Source organism: Achromobacter dolens (genome assembly GCF_902859745.1).
GTDB classification, from domain to species: domain Bacteria; phylum Pseudomonadota; class Gammaproteobacteria; order Burkholderiales; family Burkholderiaceae_B; genus Achromobacter; species Achromobacter dolens.
The window spans coordinates 37,030-63,243 of sequence record NZ_CADIJW010000009.1 but is presented as its reverse complement, the minus strand read 5'-3'; the positions used below and the strand labels follow the sequence as shown (position 1 = coordinate 63,243).

The following is a 26,214-nucleotide window of genomic DNA, read 5'->3' as shown; positions in this document are numbered from 1 at the left end:
AAACCCTAGTATGTTGTAAAAATGTTTTTGCCGCCGGGGACTTAGGCGGTCGGCCCGCCGTTGCGCAGTCCCCGGGCGGCGTCCGCCAGTTCGCCCGCGGTCAGCCCGATCGGCCCGATGCCCCGGGCCACCAGGGCGTCGGCCGCCGCGCCGTGCAGCCAGACCGCGCCGGCCACGGCTTGCGCCAGCGGCAGGCGCTGGGCCAGCAGCGAGCCCAGGATGCCGGCCAATACGTCCCCCGTTCCGGCCGTGGCCAGGCCGGGGTTGCCGCTGGTATTGCGCCACCAGGTGCCGTCCGGCGCGCAGACCACGGTGCCCGCGCCCTTCAGGACCGCCCAGGCGCCGAAGCGCCGCGCCAGCGCCTGGGCGGCGGCGGGGCGGTCGGCCTGGATGCCGGGGGTGTCCAGACCGAGCAGCCGGCCGGCCTCGGCCGGGTGCGGGGTCAGCACCACCGGGCCGTCGCCCCAGTTGGGCTGGATGCCGCCGTTGGCCAGCAGGTTCAGGCCGTCGGCGTCCAGCACCAGCGGCGCGCCATGGCGCAACACGAACAGCTCGGACAGGGCGTTGGCCGCGCCCGGGCCGGCGCCGATGCCGCACCCGGCAACCCAGGCGGTCACGCCCCAGTCCGTGTCGAACAGCGAGCGCGCGTCGCGCAGCATCAGTTCGGGTTGCAGCGGATCGCAGGGCAGCGGCGCCGCGTCCTGGGCGAAGCCCACCAGCACCTTGCCGGCGCCTGTCTTGAGTGCGGCGCGCGCGGCCAGCAGCGCCGCGCCTTCCATGCCACGCCCGCCGCCCACCACGCCGACGGTGCCGAAACTGCCTTTATGGGTGTCCGGGTCGCGCACGGCGAACAACGCCGGCAGGTCGTCGCGGCGGATCTCGCCGGCAAAGGAGGGGGCGGGGGTGTTCATGGGCTGAGGCTCCGGGATCGGCGGCGGGCGCCTGGGATGGGGCTATCCACTATAGTGCCCCAAAACGCGCGGCCTTCCGCCCGCGCCACCGGAGACGACGATGACCGATATCACGCTGGAACACTATTCCGCCTACGAGTCCCTCAAGCTGCGCCGCCATCCCAATGGCGTGCTGGAGCTGATCATGGGGTCCAAGGACGGCAAGCCGGGCAAGCTGTCCACCGCCGACGACCGCATGCACCGCGAGCTGGCCGACATCTGGCGCGATATCGACACCGACCCCGATACCCGCGTGGTGGTGATCCGCGGCGAGGGCAAGGGTTTCTCGGGCGGCGGCGACCTGGACCTGGTGCAGCAGATGGCGGACGACTTCGACGTGCGCACCCGCGTCTGGCGCGAGGCGCGCGACCTGGTCTACAACATCATCAATTGCAGCAAGCCGATCGTCTCGGCGATGCACGGCGCCGCCGTGGGCGCGGGGCTGGTGGCCGGCCTGCTGGCCGACATCTCGATCGCCGCGCGCGACGCCCGCATCATCGACGGCCACACCCGCCTGGGCGTCACCGCCGGCGACCATGCCGCCATCGTCTGGCCGCTGCTGTGCGGCATGGCGCGCGCCAAGTACTACCTGATGCTGTGCGAAACCGTGAGCGGCGAAGAGGCCGAGCGCATCGGTTTGGTGTCGCTGTGCGTGGACGAGGCCGAGTTGATCGGCCGCGCCTTCGAGGTCGCCAACCGCCTGGCGGCCGGCTCGCAGACCGCGATCCGCTGGACCAAGTATTCGCTGAACAACTGGCTGCGCATGGCCGGCCCGACCTTCGATACGTCGCTGGCGCTGGAATTCATGGGGTTTGGCGGCCCGGACGTGCGCGAAGGCGTGCAGTCGCTGCGCGAGCGGCGGGCGCCGAACTTCAGGCCCGACTCGCCGTTCTGACAAGGGCGGTTGCCGGCCGCGTCCGGCCCCGCGCCGGGCGGGATCTGGCCAAGCGAGCCGGCCCAGGCGTCGCATACGGCGGCGCGGGCGCGCAAGGCGCCCGGCCGTGCCGGATTCACTTCTTGAAGAACGCCGCGAAGGCGGCCTGCGCCTCTTCCGTTTGCAAACGGGCGCGGAACTGCTGCGCCTCGTAATCGAGCGTGTCCTGGATCGCCTGCCGGTCCGGGCGCTTGAGCATGGCCTTGGTCAGCCGCAGCGCGGTCGGCGGTTGTTTCGCCAGGCTGGCGGCGGTGGCCTGCGCGGCCGCCAGGGCGCCGCCCTTGGCGGTGACCGCGGTGGCCAGGCCGGCCTCGCACGCTTCCCGCGCCGAGAATGCCTTGCCCTGCAACAGCCATTCGGCGGCCCGGCGGGCGCCGGCCAGGCGCGGCATCAGCAGGCTGGACGCGCCCTCGGGGCACAGGCCCAGCGCCACGAACGGCATGCGCAGCGTGGCGCCCTCGCCGATGTAGACGAAGTCGCAATGCTGCAGCAGCGTCACGCCGATGCCGATGGCGTAGCCCTCGACGGCGGCGATGACCGGCACGTCGGCCTGCGTCAAAGCGCGCAGGAAGGTCAGCCCGGCGCTGTCGCCGGCGCCGCGCTCGGCCTGGAAGTCACGCAGGTCGTTGCCGGCGGTGAAGTGTTCGCCGGCCCCGGCCAGGATCACCGCCGACACGCCGGTGTCGGCGCTGGCCAGCGCGAGCTGTTCGGTCAGCGCGGCGTAGGTGGCCGTGTCGAGCGCATTGCGGCGATCCTGGCGGTCGATCACCAGCGTCAGCACCGCGCCGTCGCGCGTGACCCGCAGTCCGGCGCTCATGCGAAGGTCCTGGCGGCCAGTTGCGTCTTGGCCTCGGCGTACTCGCGGCGTAGTGTCTCGACGATCTGGCGGGTCGGCTGCACGCTGCCGATGTTGCCCACGCCCTGGCCCGCGCCCCAGATGTCCTTCCACGGCTTGACGCGGCTGGAGCCGAAATTGGAGGCGCCGCTGTCCGGCTGCGGCAGGTTGGCCGGATCGAGGCCGGCGGCGCTGATGCTGGCCTTCAGGTAGTTGCCGGGGATGCCGGTGAAGAACGGGGTGTAGAGGATGTCGGCCGCGCTGGCCTCGACGATGGCGGACTTGTAGCCCTCGCTGGCGTTGGCTTCCTCGCTGGCGATGAAGCGCGTGCCCATGTAGGCGAAGTCCACGCCCATGGCGAGCGCGGCCAGCACCTGGGCGCCGGAGGTGATGGCGCCCGACAGGATCAGCGGGCCGTCATAGAAGCGGCGCACTTCGGACACCAGCGCGAACGGGCTGAGCGTGCCGGCATGGCCGCCCGCGCCCGCGCACACCAGGATCAGCCCGTCTACGCCCGCTTCCAGCGCCTTTTCGGCGTGGCGGATGGTGGTGACGTCGTGGAACACCTTGCCACCCCAGTCGTGGATGCCTTTGACCAGGTCGCCGGGCGCGCGCAGGCTGGTGATGATCAGCGGCACGCGGTGGCTGGCGCACACCGCCAGGTCCTGTTCGAGCCGGTCGTTGGACTGGTGGATGATCTGGTTGACGGCGTAGGGCGCGACCGCGGCGCCCGGATTGGCCTCGCGGTACGAGGCCAGCCCTGCCTGGATCTCGTCCAGCCAGTCGGTCAGCAGGCTCTGCGGACGCGCGTTCAGCGCCGGAAACGAACCGACGATGCCGCTCGTGCATTGCGCGACGACCAGCTTCGGGTTGGACACGATGAACATGGGGGCGCTGATGACCGGCAGGGACATCTGGCCATACAGATCTGTCACGAGGGAGTGGGGCATAACGGCGTCACGTGTGGTTTCGGGTTGAGCGCCCAAGCCGCGCTTGCGTGGCGGAAAGGGATGTGTCTACAATTACCTACCGACCGTCCGGTAATTAATTAATCTTTATTTAACGGCAAGCGCCGAACCGCTGTCAATGGAACGGAACCGCCCGCGGTCCGGCATTGCCTGCCTCGACGCCGCCTCACCAGGTTCCCTCATGGCGACTTCCGCAGCCCCCGCCACCAAACGCGCCCGCGCCGGCCGCCCGCCAACGCTGGCGGCGCCGCGCGAACGCATCCTGGCCGAAGCCGCCAAGCTGTTCGCGCGCAGCGGCTACGATGGCAGTTCGGTGTCGGACCTGGCCGCCGCCATTGGCGTGTCCAAGGCCGCCATCTATCACTACTTCACCACCAAGCAGGACATCTACGACGCCATCATCCTGGCGGTGCTCAATGGCCTGAACCAGAGCGTCGGCCAGGACGTGGCGCGCGCCGAGGGCGGCGCCGCCCGCCTGCGCGCCTTCATGGTCGGCCACGCCCGCTACTTCGAGCAGCACCACGCCGAGTTCGTCACCATGCTGATCGGCTATTCCGGCATGGCGCTGCCCGAGCGCGAGGACGCCGCCCGGCTGCGCGACGGCTACGAGAAGCGCCTGCGCGACCTGATCGCGCAGGGCGTGGCCGAAGGCGCGTTCCGGCCGCTGGACGTGCCCGCCACCGGCCGCGCCGTGCTGTCGATGCTGAACTGGATGGTGCGCTGGTACAAGCCAGGCCAGGGCGACAGCGCCGAGACCATCGCCGCCGGCTATTTCGATTTACTGGTTGGCGGCATGCGCCCCTGAGCGCCGGCCGCCCCGCACTCCCGAGAGACTCAGATCATGGCCCTGGATACCGAAACCCTGACCCTGTTGCTGGACGCCGTGCGCCGCTTCGTGCACGAACGCCTGATTCCCGCCGAGGATGAACTGGCCGCCAGCGGCCAGGTGCCGCCGGACATCGTCGCCGAAATGCGCGAGCTGGGCCTGTTCGGCCTGTCGATCTCGCCCGACCACGGCGGCCTGGGCCTGACGATGGAAGAAGAAGTGAAGGTGGTGTTCGAACTGGGCCAGACCTCGCCCGCGTTCCGTTCGCTGGCCGGCACCAACATCGGCATCGGCTCGCAGGCCATCGTGCTGGCAGGCACCGACGAACAGCGCGCCCGCTATCTGCCGCGCCTGGCCAGTGGCGAACTGATCGGTTCGTTCGCGCTGACCGAACCCGACGCCGGCTCCGACGCCATGGCGCTGCGGCTGTCGGCCGAACGCGACGGCGACCACTACGTGCTCAACGGCACCAAGCGCTACATCACCAACGCGCCCATCGCCGGCCTGTTCTCGGTGATGGCGCGCACCGCGCCCGAACGCCGCGCCAATTCCATTTCGTGCTTCCTGGTCGAAGCCGGCACGCCTGGCCTCATCATCGGCAAGCCCGACAAGAAAATGGGCCAGGCCGGCGCGCTCACCAGCGACGTGGTCTTCGACAACTGCCGCGTCCCCGCCTCGGCCCTGCTGGGCGGCGAGGAAGGCAACGGTTTCCGCACCTCGATGCGCGTGCTGGACAAGGGCCGCCTGCACATCTCGGCCCTGTGCGTCGGCATCGCCGACCGCCTGCTGCGCGACGCTGTCAAATACGCCACCGAACGCAAGCAGTTCGGCCAGCCCATCGCCGAGTTCCAGTTGATCCAGGCCATGATCGCCGACAGCCAGGCCGAACTCTACGCCGCCCGCTGCATGGTCCTGGACGCCGCCCGCCTGCGCGATCGCGGCGAGAACACCACCATGCAGGCCGCCTGCTGCAAACTCTACGCCACCGAAATGGTCGGCCGCGTCGCCGACCGCGCCGTCCAGATCCACGGCGGCGCCGGCTACATGTCCGAATACGCCGTCGAACGCTTCTACCGCGACGTGCGCCTCTTCCGCATCTTCGAAGGCACCTCGCAAATCCAGCAACTGGTCATCGCCCGCGAGGTCATCAAGGCCAACAGTTAAGCAGGGAGAAGGCGTGGCGGGCATCCACCGGCCACGCCCGATGGTCGTCACCAGAATGCCAAGCACACCGTCCGTCCCAGCGCCCGTCATGAGCCCTAAATGCAGCCCTTTGCGGTGTGGCGTGGGGAATGGGGGGCGTGTAGATGCGCCCGACGGAATCCGAAGGAGTCGCCGCAGGCGAGGACGAGGATGAGTAAGGGGCAGTCCGGAGCGAACGCTCCGGACCGCAATCGTAGCCCCCCATTCCCCACGCCACACCGCAAAGGGCGTCTAAAGAACCCACCCGCGTCCCCCCAAAACGACCACCCCAACACACCCAAGCCCCCACCGGCTAATATCCCCACTGACCTAATACTCTTTGGCGAAAAGATAAAAGATGTCGCAACGTCCCGCTCCCCTGACAGGCATCCGCGTCCTGGACCTGACCCGCGTTCTCGCCGGCCCCTGGTGCACCCAGAACCTGGCCGACCTCGGCGCCGAAGTCATCAAGATCGAGCGCCCCGGCGCCGGTGACGACACCCGCGCCTGGGGCCCTCCGTACCTGAAGGACGCGGCCGGCAACGACACCACCGAAGCCGCCTACTACCTCTCTGCCAACCGCAACAAGTTCTCCGTCGCCCTCGACATCGCCTCGCCGCGCGGCGCCGAGCTGGTGCGCGAACTGGCCCTGCAGAGCGACATCCTGGTCGAGAACTTCAAGGTCGGCGGCCTGGCCAAGTACGGCCTGGACTACGCCAGCCTCAAGGAAGTGAACCCGCGCCTGATCTACTGCTCGATCACCGGCTTCGGCCAGACCGGTCCGTACGCCAGCCGCCCGGGTTATGACTTCATGATCCAGGGCATGGGCGGCCTGATGAGCATCACCGGCGAGCGCGACGACCTGCCCGGCGGCGGTCCGCAGAAGGCGGGCGTGGCCGTGGCCGACCTGATGACCGGCATGTACTCCACCGTCGGCATCCTGGCCGCGCTGCACGAGCGCTCGGTCAGCGGCCTGGGCCAGCACATCGACATGGCGCTGCTGGATTGCCAGGTCGCCATGCTGGCGAACCAGAACCTGAACTTCATGACCTCCGGCAACGCGCCGCGCCGGGCCGGCAACGCGCACCAGAACCTGGTGCCGTACCAGGTATTCGCCGCCAGCGACGGTCACCTGATCGTCGCCGTGGGCAACGACAGCCAGTTCCGCAACTACTGCGGCGCCATCGGCCTGCCCGAGCTGTCGGCCGATCCGCGTTTTTCCACCAACCCGCAGCGCGTCAAGAACCGCGAGGCGCTGGTGCCGCTGCTGGCCGAACGCATGGCCACCGGCGCGCGCGATCACTGGCTCGCCTCGCTCGAGGCCGTGGGCGTGCCGGCCGGCCCGATCAATACGCTCGACCAGGTCTACGAAGACCCGCAGGTGCTGGCGCGCGGCATGAAGCGCGAATTGCCGCATCCGACCGCGGGCACCGTGCCCATGGCCGCCAGTCCGCTGAAGTTCTCGGGCAGCCCGGTCGAATACCGCCGCGCGCCGCCCATGCTGGGTGAACACACCGCGCAGGTGCTGGCCGAAAAGCTCGGGCTGTCGGCCGCGGAAATCCAGGCGCTGGCGCAAAGCTCGTCCTGATCCGCCCGCGCCATCCCGTCGCCGCGCTGGGCGCGGCGCACACACCATTCCAATGACAGGCAGGAGAAGTTGATGACGGAGATTCAAACCATCGGCGTCGTGGGCGCCGGGGCCATGGGGCGGGGCATCGCCCAGATCGCGGCGCAGGCCGGCCTGCGCGTGCGCCTGTACGACACCAGCGCCGACGCCGTGGCCGCCGCGCGCGAGTCGCTGCGCCAGACCTGGGACAAGCTGGCCGAGAAGGGCAAGCTGACCGCCGCCGACGCGCAGGCCGCGCTGGCGCGCGTCGAGTCCGCCACGGCGCTGACCGACATGTCGCAATGCCAGTTGGTGGTCGAAGCCATTGTCGAGCGCCTGGACGTCAAGCGCGACCTGTTCGCCGCCCTGGAGGGCGTGGTGGCCGACGACTGCATCCTGGCCTCGAACACCTCGTCGCTGTCGATCACCGCCATCGCCGCGGCTTGCAAGCTGCCGCGGCGCGTCGCGGGCTATCACTTCTTCAACCCGGTGGCGCTGATGAAGGTGGTCGAGGTCATCGACGGCCTGCGCAGCGCGCCCGAGACCGGCGACGCGCTGGCCGAACTGGCGCGCCGCATGGGCCACACGCCGGTGCGCGCCAAGGACATGCCCGGCTTCATCGTCAACCACGCCGGTCGCGGCATGAACACCGAAGGCCTGCGCGTGGCGCAGGAATCGGTGGCGAGCTTCGCGCAGGTGGATGCCATCATGCGCGAGCAGGCCGGTTTCCGCATGGGCCCGTTCGAGCTGCTGGACCTGACCGCGCTGGACGTCTCGCATCCGGTGATGGAATCCATCTACCGCCAGTTCTTCGACGAACCGCGCTTCCGTCCGTCGCCCATCACCACCGTGCGCCTGGCCGGCGGCCTGATCGGCCGCAAGGCCGGCGAGGGCTTCTACAAGTATGTGGATGGACAGAAGCAGGTGCCGGCCGAGCCGCCCGTGCCAGCGCTGCCGCAGGGCCTGAAGGTCTGGGTCAGTCCGCGCCATCCGGAAGGCTACGCACGCGCCACCGCGCTGCTGGAAAAGCTGGGCGCGCCGCTGGTGTCCGGCTCCACGCCGGCGGCCGATGCGCTCATCATCGTCACGCCGTTCGGTGAAGACGTATCCACCACGGTGTCGGCGCAAGGGCTGGATCCTGCGCGCTGCGTCGGCCTCGATACGCTGCACGCGTTCGACAAGGCCAAGCGCCGCACCCTGATGGTGTCGCCGGGAACCGACGCCAAATGGCGCGATGCCGCGCACGCGGTGCTGGCCGGCGACGGCGTGCCGGTGTCGGTGGTCGAGGATTCTCCGGGCTTCGTCGCGCAGCGCATCGTGGCCATGATCGTCAACATCGCCGCCGATATCGCGCAACAGCAGATCGCCACCCCTGAGGACATCGACCGCGCCGTAACGCTGGGGCTGGGTTATCCGGTGGGGCCGTTGGCCCTGGGCGACGCGCTGGGCGCGGAGCGCATCCTGGAGATCCTGAAGAACATCCAGCGCGTCACCGGCGATCCGCGCTATCGTCCCAGCCTGTGGCTGCAACGCCGCGTGCAGTTGGGCATGTCGCTGCTCAAGACCTCGGCCGCCGACTGACGGCGCGACCCGAAACAAAAAGCCCCTCGAATGCATCGAGGGGCTTTTTTTCGACTGGCGCGGCGTCGCGTCCGGGTTATGTGCGGCTTACTTGGCCGCGTCCACCATGTATTGCACGGCCGCGCGGATGTCGTCTTCCGAGGCGTTGGCCGCGCCGCCCTTGGGCGGCATCGGCGGCTTGCCCTGCATCGCGACCTTGACCATGGCGTCCATGCCGGTCTTGATGTACGGCTCCCAGGCGGCCTTGTCGCCGAACTTGGGAGCGTTGGCCACGCCGGTGGCGTGGCAGGCGAAACAGACGCTCTTGTAGAGCTTCTCGCCAGCGGGGTTGACCGCGGCGGCCTGTTGCGGCGCGGGCGCGGCGGCGGGGGCGGGAGCCGGCGCAGCGGCAGCGGGCGCGGCAGCAGCAGGAGCCGCGGCAGCCGGTGCGGCAGCCGCGGGCGCGGCCGGCGCGGCGTCGGCTTCCTTCTTGGCGCCTTCTTCAGCGGGGGCGGCCGGCTCCGGCAGCGAGCCGCCGGATTTGTTGGCCATGTACACCACGGCGCGCGCAACCTCGAAATCGGACAGAGTCGGGTTGCCGCCCTTGGCGGGCATGCCGCCCTTGCCATGCAGGGCGACGTTCATCATCGCGTCGAAGCCGGACTTGATGAAGGGGGCCCAAGCGGCGTTGTCACCGACCTTGGGCGCGCCCGCCACGCCGGCGGTATGACAGGCCGTACAGACGGCCTGGAAGACCTGTTCGCCAGTCTTGAAGACCTTGGGCGCGTTGGCGTCGACCAGTTCGAATCCCGCGACGGGGGCGATGCGTTTCGTGACGGCTTCCGTGGACAGGGTATCGGAGCCGGCGCCGACCTTGGCGCCCGAGGCGACCATGTTCACCAGTAGGATGATGATGGCGATAGGCACCACGAAGGCCAGTATGACCGTGACGATCAGTTGCTTCGGGGTCTTGATGGGGGAGGAGTGCTCTTCTATGTGTTCCTGCTCGTTGCTCATGACCAAATCCTGCTAACGGGTACCGGGGCGCCTGGCGGCGGCAACAGAAAATCAGTACTGCACAAAGGGCGGCAAAAAGCAGACCGCCTTGCAAGCAAACGCTGGATTATATAACGGTGTCAGGGACGCGCGTCCAACGGACGGACGGGGTTTTCACGCAGTTTGCCCGGCGAATCGATCCACTTCATGCAGATTGCGCAAAACTAGGTACAATACCGCCTCCTTGCGCTGCGCCCGTAGTTCAATGGATAGAATGAGAGTTTCCGAAGCTCTTGATACAGGTTCGATTCCTGTCGGGCGCGCCATCAGCAACGTTGCGGCGCTTTGCGCCCACGCCCATGCCGCGTCGGCGGGCCGCCAGAAAATGCCAGCGCCATCATGCTGACTGGCCGGCGCCGAACTCCCCTCTTTCCTCGTATCCACGCCATCGCCTGGCCGCGTCCCGCTTTCCTGCCATGCGGGCGTCTCGTTGCCCGGTCTTTCCCGATTGACGCGGCGCCAGCGCGTTCCTTATCCTGCCCGCACCACCGGCTCCGCCGCATTGTCCGCGGTCGCCTGCTTCATCCACACGAGGCGAAACGTCGCAAGCATGGATTCCAGAGCAGAGAGCATCCGCAGCGCGGCATTGGATGCCGTGATCGAAGACATTTACGCAGCGGGACTGGGCGGGCACGGCTGGGACGTGCCGTTGCAGCGGATCCGGCAACTGGTGGACCGGCGTCTGGTGGTACTGATGGCGCTGGATTCCTCCTCGTTGCGGCCTTCGGTCAACGTCGCGGCCGGAGACGATGAGGCCTGGACGGCCACCTTCCAGCAAGCCTATGACGCTGCATTCTTCAAGGACGACCCGGTCGTGCCGGTGGCGTCCACCTGGCAGGCCGGACGCTGGTTCGAGGACACGCGGGCCTTTTCACAACGTGAGCGCCTGTCCCATCCTTATTACCAGGATTTCCTGCGGCCGCACGGCCTGGGCAGCCTGTCGGGGTTATTCCTGCACCGGGGCGCGTTCGATAGCGCCTATCTGAGCCTGAGCGGCGCCGCGGATTCGCGCGGCTTGTCCGACGGCCAGCGCGACGCCGTCAATATCCTCTATCCGCACGTCAGCCGGGCCCTGCGCTTGCAGGCGCGTGTCGGGGTTCTGGAAGCCCGGCTCGCCATCGCCGAATCCATGCTCGACGGGATCGATACGCCGCTTTTCATCCTGGACGAACAACGTCGGCTGATCCGCGCGAATCGGGCAGCCGAGGCGCTGATGGCGAGCGAACCCGCGCTGCGTTTCGTTGACGGCCGCTTCGTGAGCGCGCATGGCGCCAGCGAGGCCGAGTGGCGAGCCGCCTGCGCGGCCGGCGGCATCCAGTTGCGCAAGCGCTCCGGTGCGCCGTTGCCGCTGGCGTTGACGCCGGTTCCCGAGCGGTCGCGCCTTGCACGGGCGGCGCAAGGCCGCCTGACGCTGATGAGCGGCGTGGCCTTGGCCGCGCCAAAGGCCAAGACGGAGCGCCTGCGCTTGTTCCATGGATTGACCCGGGCCGAGGCCGAACTGGCGATGCTGCTTTGCTGCGATGGCTTGTCGCCGCGGGAGTGTGCCGAGGTGCGCGGCGTATCGCTGGGAACCGTGCGATTCCAACTGAAAGCCATCTATGCCAAAACGGGAATCAGACGGGCCGCGCAGTTGAGCGCATTGGTGTTGCAGGCGTAGGGATGGTAGCCCCGCCGTATCCCCAATCCTGGAGATGCGGGGGCGGCCGGATTGGGAATATCGTCCCAATCCGCTTACTGCGCTTGGAGGGCTTTATGCGCGCGCTTTCCTTCCGTATTGTGGTTCGTCCGCTTTTCTTCCTGTTCGGAATGCTGGCCGCGCACGCCGCCGTGGCCGCGTCCGCCTATTGCGAGGCAGGGATCCTGTTGTCACGCGTTGGCGAGGGCATCGGCGCCGACCAGTTCTATCGAACGGAGATATTCCAGGTTGAAAGGGCCGATGAGGCAACATGGAAAGCGCTCAGGGTCCAATGGATCGATTATCTCAAGGGCATAGGCAAGTACCGCGAGGATAACGGCGAACGCTACGGCAGCCCCCATTACTATCACTGCGCCATCGCGGGCCTGGGCGAGGACAAGGACGACAATGCATTGCGCACGGAATATGAGTATCGCCTTGGCAATCTGAGGAAAAACGGTTTTCCGCCGCAGATCGTCCAGTGGGCGCCGAAGTCGCCGCGGGCAGCGTCCGGCAATCCGCCGCCGGCCTCCCCTGCAAAACCCGTCTGCGAGGCGGAGATACGGCAAATCTATGGACCGAATAATGCCGCGGGCGCTGCGAGCGCGATAACTCGGCACAACAAGCAATTGAATGGCGCGACGCTGGCCGAGGCGCAGGAGGCGCTGCGCAAGTATGAGGCGCTGCAGGCTGGCCGGCAGGGAGCGGAGGCGCCCATGGTGGGCTGTCTGAAAACGGCCTGGGCGCAGAAGGTGGCGCAGTTGAGCAGGTCGTCGGCGCGCCAGGCCGACCGCAGGACCCCAACGCAGGGCGCGGACGCAAGCGCGGCCAAGTCAGGTCAAGGCACCCAGGCGCTCGCATACGGTCCCAATCGCAGTGATTGCCTGAAGCGCGGGCAGACATCCGATGGTTACATCACCTACACCAATATCTGCAAGGTGCCTGTGGCGGTCGGCTATTGCAACGTCTATGCCGCCAATGGGCAGCGCGATGGCACGGTCTGCCAATCGCGCGGCAGCGAGTTCTCGCGCACGAAGCGCACATACGTCACGCAAGGCCTCGGCCTTGAGCCGGGCGCCACGCATCGGCTGGCGTACCGCTACGCGACGCAGTCCACGTTCATCGTGGCCTGCATCGATGGGCAGCCGTTGATCGAATCGTTCGATTCGAGCCAGATCTCCGCGGGCAGCAAGGCGCAGACCGCCTGCTGGCGCTTTGCATCCCGTGGCAGGTAATTGCTGTCTTGCCGCAAGGATGTGACGGGCGGGGACGCTCGACGCAGATAACGTCGCGTGTAGTTGTTGCACGACAGATCGGTACTGGCGTTGGTTTCCAACGCATCAAGGATAACGACGGCTACAAGGACGACGGCTACAAGGAATCGAAGGTCGGCATGTCCAACGGCCAGTCGCTCAACAACTCCAACGTCGTGGCCAAGGACTTCAAGTGCTTTGCGGTCGAGGGTCAGTCGTCCAGCGACGGCACCGTGCCGATCTGCGCCAGGATGCGCGGCGATTCCATGTCGCCGGTTTCCTTGTCGATCATGACCTCGTAGGCGGCGACGCCGGCGAACTTGCCGGCCATGGAGTTGGCGATGCGGATGGCGCCGAACTCGCTGCTGGCGGGGCGGATTTCCCCGGGGGCGACACCATTGGCGGCGGCGCGGTAAGGGACGACGATGTATTGGACGACGTGGGTCTGGGCGATTTGAGCGGCTTCGGACACAGGAGTCTCCTGGACGACGTTGTGCGGGCGAGCGAAATGTAGCATGTTGCACTGTGTTTTTGTACAGTGTTTTTCGTCGCTCCAAAAATATTTTCGGGACGGGGCAGCCGCCCCAGGAAAACCCCTAGCGCGCAACGATTGCCCAAATGCCGGCTCGCCTCTAATATTTTCGAAAATCTTTTGATTTTTATAAAAAAGAGGCAAGGGATGGAAGCGAACAGGTACGACGCCTATCGGGAAGACACCGCCGGTCGCGCCAATGTGGCGGATTCACCGGAGCGCATCGCCTATTACCAGGATCTGGCCCGGCTCGAGACGGGCGCGCTCTGGACGGTGGCCAACAAGATCGAGCCCTGGGCGCCGCGTTCGGCGTCGGTGCCGGTGGTCTGGCGCTACCAGGACCTGCGCGGCCACGTGTTGCGCTCGGCCGAACTGGTGTCGCCCGAGGAAGCGGGCCGCCGCGTGATCTACCTGAACAACCCGGGCCGGCGCGACGTCGCCGCCGCGGTCGGCTGGCTGTATTCGGGCCTGCAGGTGATGCGGCCGGGCGAGCTGGCGTCGGCGCACAAGCATTCGCATTCGGCGCTGCGCTTCATCATGGAAGGCAAGGGCGCGTTCACGGTGGTGGACGGCCACAAGATGACGCTGGGCGCGAATGACTTCGTGCTCACGCCCAACGGCACCTGGCACGAGCACGGCGTGGCCGAGGACGGCACCACCTGCATCTGGCAGGACGGCCTGGACATTCCGCTGGTCAACGCGTTCGAGGCCGGCTTCTACGCCGTGCATCCCGACCTGAACCAGACCGTGACGCACCCGGTGGACGACACCAGCGCGCTGTGGGGCAGCGCGGCGCTGCGGCCGCAGACCACGGGCTGGACCAAGCCGTATTCGCCGCTGTTCAAGTACGAATGGGAACCTACCTACGAGGCGCTGCGCCGCCACGCGCGGGTGTCGGCCGGCAGTCCCTATGACGGCATCCTGATGGAGTACGTCAACCCGGCCACCGGCGGCCCGGTCATGCCGACCATCGGCGCCAGCATGCAGTTGCTGCGCCCGGGCGAGCACACCAAGGCCCATCGCCACACCGGCAGCTTCCTTTACCAGGTGGCCAAGGGCAGCGGCTTTTCGGTCATCGACGGCAAGCGCTACGACTGGACCGAGCGCGACATCTTCTGTGTGCCGTCGTGGGCCGTGCACGAGCACGCCAACCTGTCGTCCAACGACGACGCCTGCCTGTTCTGCTTCAACGACTTGCCGGTGATGCGATCGCTGGCGCTCTACCGCGAGGAAGCGGTCAAGGACAACGACGGTCACCAGAAACTGATCTAGCGGCCGGCGCCAATCCCATCGAATTTTCATCCGCCGCCCGGCGCAGGCCGGGCGCCTGTCTCAACTCGTCTTGAATTTCCTGGAGTTCCTATGCGCTTGGTAACTTTTCGCGCCCATCCCACCGCCGCCGCCCGCCTGGGCGCGCTGGCCGAAGGCTATGTGATCGACCTGGCCCTGCTGGGGCAGGCCGGCGGCGTGGCGCTGCCGGACGACATGCTGGCCTTCATCGACCTGGGCCCGGTGGCCGTGGCGCAGGCCTCGAAGCTGATGGAGTCGTACCGCGGCGCCTGGCCCGTGGGCACCGCGCTGCCGCAGGAGAACGTCAAGCTGCTGGCGCCGATTCCGCGTCCGCGCAAGAACATCTTCGGCATCGGCCTGAACTACGTCGAGCACGTGGCCGAATCGAGCCGCACGCTCGATACCTCGGCCGACCTGCCCAAGCAGCCGGTGATCTTCTCCAAGCCGCCCACCACCGTGATCGGCCCGGGCGACGCCATCGAGCACAACGCCAAGATCACGCAGCAACTGGACTGGGAAGTCGAGCTGGCGGTGATCATGGGCCGCCGCGCCACGCGCGTGGCCGAGGCCGACGCGCTGTCGTACGTGTTCGGCTACAGCGTGATGCTGGACATGAGCGCGCGCGACTGCCGCCGCGCCGGCCAGTGGATCTATTCCAAGGGCCAGGATACCTACGCGCCGTTCGGCCCCTGCATCGTCACGGCCGACGAGATTCCCGATCCGCAGGTGCTGGACCTGTGGCTGACGGTCAACGGCGAAAAGAAGCAGGGCTCGAACACGCGCCACATGCTGTTCAAGGTGCCGTTCCTGATCTCGGACATCAGCGCCGGCATCACGCTGGAGCCGGGCGACATCATTGCCACCGGCACGCCCGAGGGCGTGGGCGCGGGCCGCAAGCCGCAGGAGTGGCTGTGGCCGGGCGACGTGGTGGTGGCGTGCGTGGAAGGCATCGGCACGCTGCGGCATCCGGTGGTGGCGGTCTAGGCGAAATTCCAGCGCCCGCCACGAGACGGCGGGCGCGGCGGTCTCCAAGGGGAAAACAATGATCAAGCAAACCATGTTGGCGGCGGGCCTGGCCTGGACGCTGGGGGGCATCGCGCACGCCGCGGAGCCAGTCAAGATCGGCTTCATCGCCACGCTGTCGACGCCGGCCGGCTACATCGGCGAGGACGAGCGCGACGCCTTCAATCTGGCGATCAAGCAGGGCGGCGGCAAGCTGGGCGGGGTGCCGGTGCAGCTGGTGATCGAGGACGATGGCCTCAAGCCCGCCAACGCCAAGCAGGCGGCCGACCGCATGCTGCAGTCGGGCGTCAAGCTGTTCACGGGCGTGAACTTTTCGAATGTGCTGGCGGCGGTGGCGCCGGGCGTGGTCAAGTCGGGCGCGTTCTACGTCAGCCTGAACCCCGGCCCGTCGAGCTTCGCCGGCGAGAAGTGCGACCCGAACTATTTCGTGGCCTCGTACCAGAACGATGCCTTCCACACGGCGGGCGGCGTGGCCGCCAATGAGCTGGGCTACAAGCGCGTGGCGCTGCTGGCGCCCAACTACCAGGCCGGGCGCGATGCCATCGAAGGCTTCAAGCGCACCTACAAGGGCGAGGTGGTGGCCGAGATCTACACCAAGCTGGACCAGTCGGACTTCTCGGTCGAACTGGCGCGGGTGCGGTCGCTGGCGCCCGACGCCGTCTACCAGTTCCATCCGGGCGGCACCGGCATCAACTTCGTCAAGCAATACGCCGCGGCCGGCCTGAACAAGACCGTGCCGATGCTGATGCCGAGCTTCTCGATGGATGCGCGCATGATCAAGGCCACCGGCGACGCGGCGCAGGGCGCCTACATCACCGGCATCTGGTCGCAGGACTTCGACAATCCGCAATCCAAGGCCTTCGTGCAGGCGTTCAAGGAGGCCTACGGCCGCGTGCCCACCGATTACGCCATGCAGGCCTACGACACGGCCCAACTGATCGGCGTCGGCCTGAAGGCCACCGGCGGCGACCTGTCGCGCCAGGCCGAGTTCCGCGCCGCGCTGCGCAAGCCCGAGTTCGCCTCGCTGCGCGGCAAGTTCAGCATGAACACCAACCAGCATCCGGTGCAGGACCTGTACCTGATGCGCATCGAGAAGGACGCCGACGGCGGCCTGTCGCCGCGCCTGGTGCGCAAGCTGGTGTCCGATGACAAGGACGCCTACGCCCAATTCTGCAAGATGCCGTCATGACATTGCTCTTCGAACAGTTGCTCAACGGGCTGCAGTTCGGCGCGATGCTGTTCCTGCTCGCCGCCGGGCTGACCCTGATCTTCGGGATCATGGGCGTGGTGAACCTGACCCACGGCTCGTTCTACATGGTGGGCGCGTACTGCGCGGCCTACGCCATCGGCACCACCGGCTCGTTCCTGGCGGGCGTGCTGGCGGCGCTGCTGGGGGCGGGGCTGTACGGCCTGTCGGTGGAGGTGCTGGTGATCCGCAAGCTGTACAAGCGCGACCACCTGTACCAGGTGCTGGCCACCTTCGGCCTGCTGTTGTTCTCGAACGAGGCGGTCAGCCTGATCTTCGGCCGGCGGCCGCCGCTGGTGGGCATCCCGTCGTTCCTTGAAGGCGCGGTGACGCTGGCGCCGGGGTTCCAGTATCCGCTGATCCGGCTGTCGTTCATCGCGGTCGGCGCGCTGGTGGCGGTGGGGCTGTGGTGGCTGGTGAACCGCACCCGCATCGGCATGCTGATCCGCGCCGGCGCCGACGACCGTGAAATGGTCGATGCGCTCGGCGTGGATATCAAGAAGCTCTACACCCTGGTGTTCGGCCTGGGCGCGCTGCTGTGCGGACTGGCGGGCGTGATGGCGGCGCCGCTGCTGGCCGTCGAGATCGGCATGGGCGAGCGCATCCTGATCACCACCTTCGTGGTCATCGTGATCGGCGGCGTGGGCTCGGTGCGCGGCGCGCTGGCGGGGGCGCTGCTGGTCGGCATGGTCGACAGCATGGGGCGGGCGTTCCTGCCGCAACTGCTGGGCGCGGTGTTCTCGCCGGCCACGGCCGATCCGCTGGCGGCGGGCCTGGCCTCGGCCAGTATCTATGTGTTGATGGCGATCGTGCTGATCGCCAAGCCGGGCGGGCTGTTCCCGGCGCGAGGATGATGATGGCAAAGACACTTTCGAATCGCGCGCGCTGGGGGCTGGCCGGGCTGATCCTGCTGCTGGCGCTGCCGGGCGCGGCGGCGGCCACCGACACGCCCTTCCTGATCGGCGTGGTGACGCGCTTCCTGATCTACGGCCTGGCCGCGGTCAGCCTGGACCTGGTGATCGGCTACGGCGCGATGGTCAGCTTCGGCCACGCGATGTTCTTCGGGCTGGGCGGCTATGCGGTGGGCATCATCGCCTTCCACACCACCGAAGCCGGCCCATTGTTCGGCTGGGCCGGCAGCAACGCCGCGCTGGTGGTGTGGCCGATCGCGCTGGCGGTGTGCGCGCTGGCGGGCTGGCTGTTCGGCTACCTGGCGCTGCGCACGCGCGGCGTGCAGTTCATCATGATCACGCTGGCGTTCGGGCAGATGGTGTACTTCATCCTGGTGTCGCTGCAGTTCTACGGCGGTGACGACGGCCTGATGATCTCGCAGCGCAACGTGCTGCCCGGCCTGAACCTGGAGAACCCGCTGACGTTCTACTACGTCTGCCTGGCGCTGCTGACCCTCTGGACGCTGCTGTGCATCCGCGTCACCAACTCGCGCTTTGGCATGGTGCTGCAGGCGCTGCGCCAGAGCGAGCGGCGCGCCATCAACCTGGGCGTGGCGCCCACGCCGTATCGCCTGAGCGCCTTCGTGCTGTCGGCGGTGGGCACCGGGCTGGCGGGCGTGCTGTGGGCCAACTATGCCGGGCTGGTGACGCCCGACATGGCGGCCTGGACCAAGTCGGGCGAGCTGATGGCCATCGTCATCCTCGGCGGCGTGGGCACGCTGCTGGGTCCGATCGCGGGCGCGGCGGTGTTCCTGGGACTGGAGCAGATGCTGTCGTCGCTGACCGAGCATTGGCTGCTGTACATGGGGCCGGTGCTGGTGCTGGTCGTGCTGTGGGGGCAGAAAGGGCTGTTCGGTCGCTTGCTGGAGACGCGCCATGCGGATTGAGCCCACCCCCGAGGCGCTTCGCGCTTCCCCCTCCAGGGGGCATGCCGACGGACCGGCGGAGCCGGATCCGTGGCATCCCGATAGTAAGCCGACACCAGGAATGAACGAGACGAAAACCCTGCTGCGCCTGACGCAGCTACGCAAGGCCTTCGACGCGGTCGTCGCCACCAACGGCGTGGACCTGGACGTGCGCGCCGGCGAGATCCACGCCATCATCGGCCCGAACGGCGCCGGCAAGTCGACGCTGATCGCGCAGATCTGCGGCGAGATCCGGCCGGACTCGGGCACCATCGAGCTGGACGGACGCGACGTGACGGCGCTGCGCGCCTTCGAGCGGGCCCGCCTGGGACTGGGCCGCTCGTTCCAGATCACCGAGCTGTGCCAGGAATACACCGCGCTGGAAAACGTCATCCTGTCCAGCATGCTCAAGGGCGGCCGCGCCTTTGGCGCCTGGTCGGATCCGCGCCGCGATGCCGGCCTGAAGGCGCAGGCGATGCAATGGCTGACCCACGTCGGCCTGGCGGACCGGCGCCACGTGCGCACCGCCGACCTGGCGCACGGCGAGAAGCGCCAGCTCGAACTGGCGGTGGCGCTGGCGCGTTCGCCGCGCCTGTTGCTGCTGGACGAGCCCATGGCCGGCATGGGGCCGGAAGAATCCGCGCGCATGACGCGCCTGCTGCTGGGCATGAAGGGCGACTACGGCATCCTGCTGGTGGAGCACGACATGGACGCCGTGTTCGCGCTGGCCGACCGCATCAGCGTGCTGGTCTACGGCAAGGTGGTGTTCAGCGGCGCGCCCGACGAGGTGCGGCGCCATCCGGAAGTGCGCGCCGCCTACCTGGGAGAAGAACATGTTGAAGGTTGAGGGCCTGACCGGCGGCTACGGATCGAGCAAGGTGCTGTTCGGCATGGCCTTCGAGGCCGCCGAGGGCGAGGTGATCTCGTTGATCGGCCGCAACGGCATGGGCAAGACCACCACCATCAAGACGCTGATGGGCATGCTGCCGGCCACCGGCGGACAGGTCCAGTTCCGCGGCCAGAAGCTGGCGCGGCCCGCGCCGAGCGCGGTGGCGCGGCTGGGCGTGGGACTGGTGCCGGAAGGGCGGCGCGTGTTCGGCTCGCTGTCGGTGGAAGAGAACCTGGTGGCGACCTCGCGCGCCGCGCCTGGCGGCTGGGACCTGGCGCGGGTCTACGCGCTGTTCCCGCGCCTGAAGGAGCGCCGCGCGCAGTCGTCGCGCACGCTGTCGGGCGGCGAGCAGCAGATGCTGGTGGTCGGCCGCGCGCTCATGACCAATCCCAAACTGCTGATCCTGGACGAGGCCACCGAAGGCCTGGCCCCGCTGATCCGCCAGGAAATCTGGCGTTGCCTGCGGGCGCTGAAGGCCGAGGGCCAGACCATCCTGGTGATCGACAAGAACCTGCCCGAGATGGCGACGCTGGTGGACCGTCACTACATCGTCGACAAGGGCCGCGTGGCCTGGTCGGGCGCGCCCGCGGAACTGTCCGCGCAGCCCGACCTGGCGCAACGTTATCTCGGCATCTGACCGCAATAGGAGCACACGCATGTTGAACCTGCCCGTTTTCAAGGCCGCCGCCGTCCAGGCCGCCCCGGTGTTCCTGGACACCGACGCCACCGTCGACAAGACCTGCGCGCTGATCGCCGAGGCCGCCGGCAACGGCGCCAGCCTGGTGGCCTTTCCCGAAGTGTTCGTCTCGGCCTATCCCTACTGGAGCTGGGTGATGAACCCGGTGCAGGGCAGCCCGTGGTTCGAAAAGCTCTGCAAGAGCGCCATCGAGCTGCCGGGGCCGGAGATCCGCCGCATCGCCCAGGCCGCGCGCCAGCACCGCGTCAACGTGGTGGTGGGGGTGAACGAGCGTAGCCGGCATGGCGTCGGCACGATCTACAACACCATGGTCTTCATCAACGAAGAGGGCCGCGTCCTGGGCCGCCACCGCAAGCTGGTGCCGACCTGGGCCGAGAAGCTGACCTGGGCCCACGGCGACGGCGAGTCACTGCGCGTGTATGACACGTCCGTCGGCAAGCTCGGCGGCCTGGCCTGCGGCGAGAACACCAACACGCTGGCGCGCTTCTCGCTGCTGGCGCAGGGCGAGATGGTGCACGTCGCCAGCTATATCTCGCTGCCGGTGGCGCCGCCCGACTACGACATGGCCGAGGCCATCCGCCTGCGGGCGGCGGCGCATTCATTCGAGGGCAAGGTGTTCACGGTGGTGTCGTGCTCGACCATTTCCACCGAGATCCAGGACGCCATCAGCGCCAGCCATCCGGAAGCGCGCGAGATGCTGGCGCGCCGCAACAGCGCGTTTTCGGGAATATTGGGGCCGGACGGGCGTGTCATCGGCGAACCGCTGATCGACGACGAAGGCATTGTCTACGCCGAGATCGACCTGTCGCGCTGCATCCAGCCGCGCCAGATGCACGACATCGTCGGCCACTACAACCGCTTCGACGTGTTCGACCTGCGCGTGAACCGGCGGCCGCTGCAGGCGGCGCGCTATGACGACCTGGCCGAATCGGGCGCCGCCGACCTGGACGGAGACTTCGAGCCGTTGCCCGAGGCGCGCGGCTAGGGGCGACCGGGCCGCGGGTAGAATGGGCCGCCTGAGCGCCCGCCGGCCCCGGCCTCAAGGCCGCTGACATCTGGAGAGCACGTTGAAGCCAAGAATCAAAGCTTCCCGCCAGGACGAGCCCGGCGCCGACGGGAACGCCGAGGTAGAGGAAATCACGCTGTCCGAGCAGGTCTACCGCCTGCTCCGGCGCGACATCATGAGCGGGGCGTTCGCGCCGGGCCAGTCGCTGCGCCTGGAATTGCTCAAGCAACGCTACGGCAGCAGCTTTTCCCCGATCCGCGAAGCCCTGAACCGGCTGCGCAGCGAACGCATGGTGATCACCACCACCTCGCGCGGTTTTCGCATCGCGCCGCTGTCGGTCGAGGAAATGTGGGACGCCTGCGAGACCCGCATCCTGATCGATTGCGACGCTCTGCGGCGCTCGCTGGCCAACGCCGATGACGCCTGGGAGGCGCGGCTGGTCGGCGCCTACCACGCGCTGACGCTGGCGGCGCAGCGCGCCGGCGAGGCCGTGCCGCCCAGCCAGGAGCTGGAGGAATCGCTCGAGGCGCGCCACCTGGACTTCCACCACGCGCTGATCGGCGCCTGCCGCTCGCACTGGCTGCTGGACCTGTCCACACAACTGTATGCGCAGACCGAACGCTACCGGCGCCCGGCGCGCGCCGGCGCCACCGCCTACGGCCCCGAACGCAATGTCGACGACGAGCATCGCCAGTTGCTCGATGCCGCGCTCTCGCGCGACGTCGAAGGCTCGGTGGCGATGCTGGCGGCGCATTACCGCAAGACGGCGCAATTCATCGAACACATCATTTCCCAGGACGACAGGCAGGCCATTCATGCGTGACGCGGACATCGATCTCTTTTTCCCCACCATCGCCGAGCGCGAGGTGCAATACAACGCCCGCGAGTCGGTGGCGGACTTCGACGCCTGCGTGCGCCGCTACGCCGAGTCGGCCGCCGCGGTGAAATCGCGCCGCCCCGGCCTGCTGAACCTGCGTTACGGCATGGGTCAGGACGAGCGGCTGGACCTGTTCCTGCCGGCGGCGAACCGCGGCCCGGCGCCGCTGTTCGTGTTCATCCACGGCGGCTACTGGCGCGCGCAGCGCAAGGAAGACGCGCCGGTGATGGCAGAGGCCTTCAACGCGGCCGGCGCGGCGGTGGCGGTGCCGGAATACACCCTGGCGCCCGAAGCGACGCTGCCGGAAATCGTGCGCGAGATGCGCTCGGCGCTGGCCTGGCTGTACCACAACGCGGCGACGTACGGCGTCGATCCCGAGCGTATCTACGTCGGCGGCAGTTCGGCCGGGGGGCATCTGGCGGCGATGCTGGCCGCGCCCGCCTGGCCGGCGCGCTACGGCGTGCCGGATGACGTGGTCAAGGGCACGCTGGCGCTGAGCGGCCTGTTCGACTTGCGACCGCTGTGCGACGTGCTGCCCAATACCTGGTTGCAGTTGACGCCGGAGCAGGCCGCGCGCCACAGCCCGATCTTCAACCTGCCCGAACGCGCCGGCCCCATGTTGCTGGCCGTCGGCGGCCTGGAGACGCAAGGGTTCAAGAACCAGACCGAAGCCTTCGAGCGCGCCTGGACCGGCGCCGGCCTGCAGGCCACGCGCATCCCGACGCCGCATTGCAACCACTTCGACCTGGTGAACGAACTGGAGGACCCGGCCAGCGATCTGACCCGCGCCACCCTGGCGATGATGGGCCTGGCGTAAGCCTGAGCGCGTTCACGGACACGGGCGCGCCATGGCCGACCTGAAACTGCTCGAAGACCTGATTGCGCTGGCGCAGAGCGGCAGCTTCGTGCGCGCCGCCGAGGCGCGGCACGTCACGCATCCGGCCTTCGGGCGCCGGATCCGCGCGCTGGAGGCCTGGGCCGGCGCGCCGCTGGTGGAGCGCCAGCGCGTGCCGGTGACGCTGACCGCCGAGGGCGAGGCGCTGCTCAAGACCGCCACCCAGGTGGTCGAGCAGATGGGCCTGGTGCGCCATCGCATCCGCAGTTCCGGCGCGGGCGGCGAGGCGGTGCTGCGCATCGCTACCGGCCGCAGCCTGTCGCGTACCGTGGTGGGCGACTGGATCGCGCGGCTGCGCCATCGCGCGCCCAAGGTGCTGACCGAAGGCACGCAACTGGAGATTTCCACCGGCAAGATGGAAGACATGGCGATGCGTCTGGAGCAGGGCAAGGTCGACCTGCTGTGCTGCTACGAGCATCCGGCCCTGTCCATGCAGCTCAACCCGGTGCGCTATCGCTACATGACGCTGGGCACCGACAAGCTGGTGCCGGTCAGCCAGGCCGATGGCCGCGGCCGCGCCCGCTATGTGCTGAGCGAGGGCGGCCAGCCGGCGCCGCTGATTACCTACGCCGGCGGCCTGTCGATGGAGCGCATCCTGGGCGACAGGCTCGAATCCACGCCCTATGCGCTGACGCCGTTCGTGCGCATCGATTCGCTCGATGCCGCGCATGGCGCGGCGCTCAAGGGATTGGGCGTGGCCTGGCTGCCCTGGTCGATGGTGGCGGCCGACTGTCGCCGCGGCGTCCTGGTGTCGCTGGGCGGCCGCAGCGACGAGATCGCCTTCGAGGTGCGGCTGTACCGCTCGCGGGCGCGCCTGGCCGACCTCGCCGAGGCGGCTTGGGAAGCCACCGCCAATCGCAAGGCCTGAAGCGGCGCGTCATTGCTCGCAGGGGCAGGCCGGCGGCAATCTGAATTAGCACGGAAATGTGCCGACTTGGCACATCATGCCGCCGGCCCACGCGCAGAATGTCTCCCGAAACTCGAACGAGACGGCGCCGCCGTCCACCTCAGCACCCCAGGGAGAAATTCATGAAATTCGTTCCGCACGCCTTGCGCGGCGCGTCGGTCGCGCTCTGTGCCGCCGTTTCGTTGATCGCCTCGCCGGCCATCGCCGCCGGTTACCCCGACCACCCGGTCTCGTTGATCGTCGGCTATCCGGCAGGCGGCAGCGTCGACCTGACCGCGCGTCTGTTCGGCGAGGAGCTGGCCAAGCGCATCGGCCAGAGCGTGGTGGTCGAGAACGCCGGCGGGGCCGGCGGCACCATCGGCGCGCAGCGCGTGGCCCGCGCCACGCCGGACGGCTACACGCTGTTGCTCGGCTCGACCAATGAAATGGTGGTCGCCCGCATGATCAACAGCGCCGTCAAGTACGACGGCGCCAAGGACTTCACCGCCCTGGGCGTGATCGCCACGCAGCCCATGATGCTGGCGGCCAGCAAGAATTCCGGCGTGAAGACCGCCGCCGAATACCTGCAGAAGCTGCGCGCCGCCGCGCCGGGCAGCTTCAACTACGGCTCGTCCGGCGTCGGCACCACGCTGCACCTGGCCGGCGAGATGATCAACCAGGAAACCAATACGCGCGCTGAACATGTTCCTTACCGGGGCGTGTCGCCGCTGGTGACCGACCTGATGAGCGGCCAACTGGATTTCGGCGTGCTGGTGCTGTCCTCGGGCCTGCCGCAAGTGCGCGCCGACAAGATCGTGGCGCTGGGCGTGACGCAGCCCAAGCGTTCGGCGGTGGCGCCTGACATTCCGGCGCTGGCCGAGACCCCGGGTTTCGAGGCGGTCGACCTCAGCATCACGTTCTCGCTGTACGGCCCGGCCGGCCTGCCCGAGCCGGTGGCCGCCAAGCTGCGCGAGGCCCTGGCCGATACGCTCAAGTCGGAACAATTCCGCGCCAAGATGCTGGAGGCCGGCGGCGTGCTGGCGCAGCCGGATCTGGATCCGGTGGCCTCGCAGGCCGCCGAGGCGCGCAAGTACGGGGCGCTGGTCAAGGCGGCCAAGATCGAGGCGCAGTAATCATGGATTTCACGCTGCCCGTTCCCGATCTCGCCGCCGAGCGGCTGGGCAATACCGATACGCCGGGCGTCTGGCACTTCGACTCGGGCCTGCCCGGCCGCGCGCTGATGCTGTCCGCGCTGGTGCACGGCAACGAGCTGTGCGGCGCCTGGGCGCTGAAGGACCTGCTGGCCGCGGGCCTGCGGCCGCGCCGCGGCCGCCTGACGCTGGCGTTCTGCAACCTGCCGGCCTTCGACCGTTTCGATCTGGCGCGCCATGACGCCTCGCGTTTCGTCGACGAGGACATGAACCGGGTCTGGAGCGCCGAGCGCCTGGACAACCCCACGACCCGCGACCGCCAGCGAGCGGCGCAATTGCGGCCGTGGGTCGAGCGCGCCGATTGGCTGCTGGACCTGCATTCCATGCACGAGCCGGGCGCGCCGCTCTTGTTGACGGGCGTCCTGCCGCGCAATATCGCGCTGGCGCGGCGCCTGAAGGCGCCGCGGCACGTCATCGTGGACGCCGGCCACAAGGACGGCGTGCGCATGCGCGACTTCGCGCAGTTCGGGGATCCGGCGCGCGGCGACGCCTGCGCGCTGTTGATCGAATGCGGCTTTCACGGCGATCCGGCGGCCCGCGACGTGGCGCGCGACATGGTGGCGCGCATGCTGGTCGCGGCGGATGTGGTGGATGCCGCCGACATCCCGGCCGGCTGGCGGCAGCCCGACGCCGCGCAGAGGGTGTTGGAAGTGACCGACGCGGTGGTGGCGCCGTCGATGGACGTGAGCTTCGCGCAGCCCTGGCAGGGCCTGGAGACGCTGGAAAAGGCGGGATCGGTGATCGGCTGGGCCGACGGCCGGGCGATCGTTTCGCCTTATGACCGCTGCACGCTGGTGATGCCGTCGCTGCGTCAGCTCAAGCCGGGCGTGACGGTGGTGCGATTGGCGCGCGACTACGCGGGCTGACCACGCGAGCGGTGGGCGCGGCCTGAACGCCGCGCGTATCGCGCGGTCGCGGGCCGCGTGGCCGGGCCCTGGCCGTATCGCCGCCGGGCCGGCCGC

At 68.4% G+C, this 26,214-nt stretch carries 25 protein-coding genes and 1 tRNA gene; 21 read left to right on the top strand and 5 right to left on the bottom strand.

The window, feature by feature from the left end:
• Nucleotides 1-41: 41 nt before the first annotated feature.
• The gene (locus tag HV783_RS09740; protein WP_175189055.1) at nucleotides 42-911 is read right to left on the bottom strand and encodes an NAD(P)H-hydrate dehydratase; all 870 of its coding nucleotides are present in this window, start codon (nucleotides 909-911) and stop codon (nucleotides 42-44) included.
• A 100-nt stretch (nucleotides 912-1,011) separates the two neighbouring features.
• Here HV783_RS09740 and HV783_RS09735 point away from each other — a divergent pair, with 100 nt between their 5' ends.
• Nucleotides 1,012-1,845 carry an enoyl-CoA hydratase/isomerase family protein gene (locus tag HV783_RS09735; protein WP_006392559.1) on the top strand — a complete coding sequence of 278 codons (834 nt, stop codon included), beginning with the start codon at nucleotides 1,012-1,014 and terminating at the stop codon, nucleotides 1,843-1,845.
• 115 nt (nucleotides 1,846-1,960) lie between these two features.
• Here the strand turns inward: HV783_RS09735 and HV783_RS09730 are convergent, their stop codons facing one another.
• Nucleotides 1,961-2,701: an enoyl-CoA hydratase-related protein gene (locus HV783_RS09730; protein ID WP_116793231.1), complete on the bottom strand. Its 741-nt coding sequence runs from the start codon at nucleotides 2,699-2,701 to the stop codon at nucleotides 1,961-1,963.
• On the bottom strand, nucleotides 2,698-3,669 hold the full coding sequence (locus HV783_RS09725; protein ID WP_054503596.1) for an NAD(P)H-dependent flavin oxidoreductase: 972 nt from the start codon (nucleotides 3,667-3,669) through the stop codon (nucleotides 2,698-2,700). Before HV783_RS09725 ends, HV783_RS09730 begins: the two co-directional genes overlap by 4 nt.
• Nucleotides 3,670-3,868: 199 nt before the next feature.
• Here HV783_RS09725 and HV783_RS09720 point away from each other — a divergent pair, with 199 nt between their 5' ends.
• The 4 genes from HV783_RS09720 (at nucleotide 3,869) to HV783_RS09705 (ending at nucleotide 8,882) form a co-directional block, all read left to right on the top strand.
• Nucleotides 3,869-4,492 (top strand): TetR/AcrR family transcriptional regulator, encoded by a 624-nt coding sequence (locus HV783_RS09720; protein WP_020925435.1) that lies wholly within the window; start codon nucleotides 3,869-3,871, stop codon nucleotides 4,490-4,492.
• A 36-nt stretch (nucleotides 4,493-4,528) separates the two neighbouring features.
• Nucleotides 4,529-5,677, top strand: coding sequence for an acyl-CoA dehydrogenase family protein (locus HV783_RS09715; RefSeq protein WP_006386797.1), 1,149 nt, complete (start codon nucleotides 4,529-4,531; stop codon nucleotides 5,675-5,677).
• A gap of 376 nt (nucleotides 5,678-6,053) precedes the next feature.
• Entirely contained in the window at nucleotides 6,054-7,283 is a 1,230-nt protein-coding gene (locus HV783_RS09710) for a CaiB/BaiF CoA transferase family protein (protein WP_175189054.1), read from the top strand.
• Nucleotides 7,284-7,295: 12 nt separating this feature from the next.
• A complete protein-coding gene (locus HV783_RS09705; protein WP_336236083.1) occupies nucleotides 7,296-8,882 on the top strand; it encodes a 3-hydroxyacyl-CoA dehydrogenase in 1,587 nt (528 codons plus the stop codon).
• A gap of 87 nt (nucleotides 8,883-8,969) precedes the next feature.
• Here HV783_RS09705 and HV783_RS09700 read toward each other — a convergent pair whose 3' ends face one another.
• On the bottom strand, nucleotides 8,970-9,878 hold the full coding sequence (locus HV783_RS09700) for a c-type cytochrome (protein ID WP_175189052.1): 909 nt from the start codon (nucleotides 9,876-9,878) through the stop codon (nucleotides 8,970-8,972).
• A gap of 230 nt (nucleotides 9,879-10,108) precedes the next feature.
• Here HV783_RS09700 and HV783_RS09695 point away from each other — a divergent pair.
• The 3 genes from HV783_RS09695 to HV783_RS09685 all read left to right on the top strand — a co-directional run bounded on the left by HV783_RS09695 (nucleotide 10,109) and on the right by HV783_RS09685 (nucleotide 12,827).
• A tRNA-Arg gene (locus tag HV783_RS09695) sits at nucleotides 10,109-10,183 on the top strand.
• A gap of 284 nt (nucleotides 10,184-10,467) precedes the next feature.
• Nucleotides 10,468-11,574 (top strand): helix-turn-helix transcriptional regulator, encoded by a 1,107-nt coding sequence (locus HV783_RS09690; protein ID WP_116792595.1) that lies wholly within the window; start codon nucleotides 10,468-10,470, stop codon nucleotides 11,572-11,574.
• A gap of 95 nt (nucleotides 11,575-11,669) precedes the next feature.
• Nucleotides 11,670-12,827 carry a hypothetical protein gene (locus tag HV783_RS09685; protein WP_175189051.1) on the top strand — a complete coding sequence of 386 codons (1,158 nt, stop codon included), beginning with the start codon at nucleotides 11,670-11,672 and terminating at the stop codon, nucleotides 12,825-12,827.
• Between the two features lie 229 nt (nucleotides 12,828-13,056).
• Here HV783_RS09685 and HV783_RS09680 read toward each other — a convergent pair whose 3' ends face one another.
• On the bottom strand, nucleotides 13,057-13,317 hold the full coding sequence (locus tag HV783_RS09680) for a hypothetical protein (protein WP_049070880.1): 261 nt from the start codon (nucleotides 13,315-13,317) through the stop codon (nucleotides 13,057-13,059).
• A gap of 207 nt (nucleotides 13,318-13,524) precedes the next feature.
• Between HV783_RS09680 and HV783_RS09675 the strand changes: the two genes are divergently transcribed.
• The 13 genes from HV783_RS09675 (at nucleotide 13,525) to HV783_RS09615 (ending at nucleotide 26,118) form a co-directional block, all read left to right on the top strand.
• Nucleotides 13,525-14,649 carry a cupin domain-containing protein gene (locus HV783_RS09675; RefSeq protein WP_116792598.1) on the top strand — a complete coding sequence of 375 codons (1,125 nt, stop codon included), beginning with the start codon at nucleotides 13,525-13,527 and terminating at the stop codon, nucleotides 14,647-14,649.
• Nucleotides 14,650-14,739: 90 nt separating this feature from the next.
• A complete protein-coding gene (locus HV783_RS09670) occupies nucleotides 14,740-15,651 on the top strand; it encodes a fumarylacetoacetate hydrolase family protein (protein WP_020925409.1) in 912 nt (303 codons plus the stop codon).
• A gap of 58 nt (nucleotides 15,652-15,709) precedes the next feature.
• On the top strand, nucleotides 15,710-16,879 hold the full coding sequence (locus HV783_RS09665; protein WP_063579951.1) for an ABC transporter substrate-binding protein: 1,170 nt from the start codon (nucleotides 15,710-15,712) through the stop codon (nucleotides 16,877-16,879).
• Nucleotides 16,876-17,790 carry a branched-chain amino acid ABC transporter permease gene (locus HV783_RS09660; RefSeq protein ID WP_006392582.1) on the top strand — a complete coding sequence of 305 codons (915 nt, stop codon included), beginning with the start codon at nucleotides 16,876-16,878 and terminating at the stop codon, nucleotides 17,788-17,790. The genes HV783_RS09665 and HV783_RS09660 overlap by 4 nt, the downstream gene beginning before the upstream one ends.
• On the top strand, nucleotides 17,787-18,773 hold the full coding sequence (locus HV783_RS09655; protein ID WP_049070885.1) for a branched-chain amino acid ABC transporter permease: 987 nt from the start codon (nucleotides 17,787-17,789) through the stop codon (nucleotides 18,771-18,773). The genes HV783_RS09660 and HV783_RS09655 overlap by 4 nt, the downstream gene beginning before the upstream one ends.
• A gap of 100 nt (nucleotides 18,774-18,873) precedes the next feature.
• The gene (locus HV783_RS09650) at nucleotides 18,874-19,638 is read left to right on the top strand and encodes an ABC transporter ATP-binding protein (RefSeq protein WP_064524954.1); all 765 of its coding nucleotides are present in this window, start codon (nucleotides 18,874-18,876) and stop codon (nucleotides 19,636-19,638) included.
• Nucleotides 19,625-20,317 (top strand): ABC transporter ATP-binding protein, encoded by a 693-nt coding sequence (locus HV783_RS09645; protein ID WP_175189050.1) that lies wholly within the window; start codon nucleotides 19,625-19,627, stop codon nucleotides 20,315-20,317. The genes HV783_RS09650 and HV783_RS09645 overlap by 14 nt, the downstream gene beginning before the upstream one ends.
• A gap of 19 nt (nucleotides 20,318-20,336) precedes the next feature.
• Nucleotides 20,337-21,362: a carbon-nitrogen hydrolase family protein gene (locus HV783_RS09640; protein WP_054503586.1), complete on the top strand. Its 1,026-nt coding sequence runs from the start codon at nucleotides 20,337-20,339 to the stop codon at nucleotides 21,360-21,362.
• 82 nt (nucleotides 21,363-21,444) lie between these two features.
• Complete coding sequence (locus tag HV783_RS09635) at nucleotides 21,445-22,206, top strand: GntR family transcriptional regulator (protein WP_049070888.1); 762 nt, start codon at nucleotides 21,445-21,447, stop codon at nucleotides 22,204-22,206.
• Entirely contained in the window at nucleotides 22,199-23,077 is an 879-nt protein-coding gene (locus HV783_RS09630) for an alpha/beta hydrolase (RefSeq protein ID WP_175189049.1), read from the top strand. The genes HV783_RS09635 and HV783_RS09630 overlap by 8 nt, the downstream gene beginning before the upstream one ends.
• A 31-nt stretch (nucleotides 23,078-23,108) precedes the next feature.
• Complete coding sequence (locus HV783_RS09625) at nucleotides 23,109-24,023, top strand: LysR family transcriptional regulator (protein WP_054503584.1); 915 nt, start codon at nucleotides 23,109-23,111, stop codon at nucleotides 24,021-24,023.
• 161 nt (nucleotides 24,024-24,184) lie between these two features.
• A complete protein-coding gene (locus tag HV783_RS09620) occupies nucleotides 24,185-25,174 on the top strand; it encodes a Bug family tripartite tricarboxylate transporter substrate binding protein (protein ID WP_175167207.1) in 990 nt (329 codons plus the stop codon).
• Between the two features lie 2 nt (nucleotides 25,175-25,176).
• Nucleotides 25,177-26,118, top strand: coding sequence for a M14 family metallopeptidase (locus HV783_RS09615; RefSeq protein WP_054503582.1), 942 nt, complete (start codon nucleotides 25,177-25,179; stop codon nucleotides 26,116-26,118).
• Nucleotides 26,119-26,214: the final 96 nt, after the last annotated feature.